The 2010-nt window shown below is 67.2% G+C and carries 1 protein-coding gene and 2 pseudogenes; all 3 read right to left on the reverse strand.

Annotated elements, in window-relative coordinates:
• A pseudogene (locus AC1D34_RS37040) lies at positions 1–539 on the reverse strand (hypothetical protein); the annotation flags it as partial.
• Positions 536–1789, reverse strand: coding sequence for a glycosyltransferase family 4 protein (locus tag AC1D34_RS37045; protein WP_476826962.1), 1254 nt, complete (start codon positions 1787–1789; stop codon positions 536–538). The gene AC1D34_RS37045 and the pseudogene AC1D34_RS37040, both read right to left, overlap by 4 nt.
• A pseudogene (locus tag AC1D34_RS37050) lies at positions 1786–2010 on the reverse strand (class I SAM-dependent methyltransferase); the annotation flags it as partial. The pseudogene AC1D34_RS37050 and the gene AC1D34_RS37045, both read right to left, overlap by 4 nt.

Raw genomic sequence — 2010 nt, forward strand, 5'->3', positions numbered from 1 at the left:
CGCGCGGCCTCCGCGGCCTCGTCGCGCTGTACGCCGCTGCCCGCCATGCGCGTCGTCATCTCGTCGAGTTTCTCGACGAGTTCTTTCTGTGCGAGCTGCCCACGCCGGTTGAGCGCGATCAACGCCTCGACGCGATCGAAGAAGCGCGCAAGCGGCACCGCGATCGCAGCCTCGGCTGCGAGCTCGGCCGGCGGCGGCAATCTGAGCTCGAGCTCAACATCCGTGCTCGGAGAGACGCCGACGATGCTCAGCCGGTCGCGGGCTGCGACCAGCGTGTCGTCGAGTTCCATCGCAAAGGCATGGCGCCCGTCGCCAATGCCGTTGCGGCGAAGGTCGATGCGGCTCTGGTCGGCGACGGCTTCCATCGCAACCCGCCCATCGAGCTTGAGCCGGACCTTGAGCCGCTCCTCGGGACGGGTTTCATCCCAGATCCAGCCATGCAGGCGGTTGCCGTCGAGGGCATCGACACGGCCATTGAGACGCGCCGGAACGACATTGGGCAGCCGCTCGGTTCCGTCGGGATCACGCATGACCGTCATGCCGCCTCCGCGAGTGTGAGCCTGTCGAACAGCGCGAGATGCGCCGTGGTGCATTCAGCGATGGTCGGCTGGGGCCGGATGCCGTCGACGAGGCGATCCCACAGGCCCTTCTCCTCGACCGCGCGCCGCAAGGTGCGGGCAAGCTGGGCCGGATCGCCCGGGCGGACATGCAGCCCGTCGATGCCGTCCCGCACCATCTCGGCCATGCCGCCGATACCGCTGGCGATGACGGGGCGGCGGTGCTGGAACGCCTCCTGGATGACGAGCGGCGCGTTCTCCCACCAGATCGAGGGCATTACCACCCAATCGATCTCGGCCATCAGCTCCGGCATCTCGTCGCGATGATAGGGTCCGCAATGGGTGACCGTGCCGTCCGAGGCCGCGAGCGCCGCCTCGAACTGCCCAACGAAGGCCTCGCTCTGGAACGGTGTCCCGCCATGGATGCGCATTTCGAAGCCGCGCAGGCCCGAGGCACTGAGCAGCGAGGTTGCCTTGACCAACTCCAGCACCCCCTTCCAGGGATTGACGTTGCCGAAATAGCCGAAGCTGGCGCGGGGCCCGCGCTTGGCCCGGTGCGGCGCCGGTTCGCGAGCCGGGCGAGCGTTCTCGATGACGTCGATGCGGTCGCCCGCTAGCCCCCAGTCGACATAGCGCTGGCGCAGGAAGCGGCTCGGCGCGACGAACTGATCGACCGCTGCAAGATGGGTCTTCAGGAAGCGCTCGCGCAGCAGGAAGCGGTCGGAGCCGATTCCGGGAAAGCAGCCACGGCAGCGTGTCGGAGAGGCTGCGGTGCAGCGCTCCTTGTCGGTCGGCCGCACCATCAGCCCGTCATTATGGCAGATCGGGTAATAGTCATGCAGCGTCATCACGATCTTCACCGCCGGCAGGAGGCGCCGCGCCAGCGTCAGGAACTCGGCCCCGATCAGCACGAGATGGTGGATGTGAATCACATCCGGCCGGTATTCCTGGAGCAGGCCGGCGAGATCCTGGAGTGTGCCGTAGTGATCGATCTGGCTGAGATAGAAGCGGTCGAAATGGCCACTCCACAGCAGGACATCGCCATCGGTTCCGGTAGCCTGCAAGGCCGTGCCGGGATGCGCCTCACGGTGGATCGCGTTGGTTGCGCCGAGGAAGAGCACGTCGCAGCCCTGCTCGCGATAACCACCCGCGAGGTCATGAGCCAGAATCTCGGTGCCACCGGGATGCAGATCGGGATGGTTATGCGCGACGACGAGGATGCGGCGGCTCATCGGCTGCGCTCCGGCTTGGTCGCGATCAGCACGTCCTGGTAATGCGGTGCGTTGATGCCGCGCCAATGGCCGCGCCCAAGGCTCTCGACGAGCAACCCGGCCTCTTGCGTCTGCGCGATCAGGAACTCTTCCTCGATGCCGGCGGCAGCAAGCGGCGCCTCCTCGATCGCGTACCAGCCCGGCCCCTCGCGCCAGCGCTTGAACTTCAGGCGCTCCTGCCC

The organism is Allobosea sp. P1_A7, assembly GCF_056406775.1.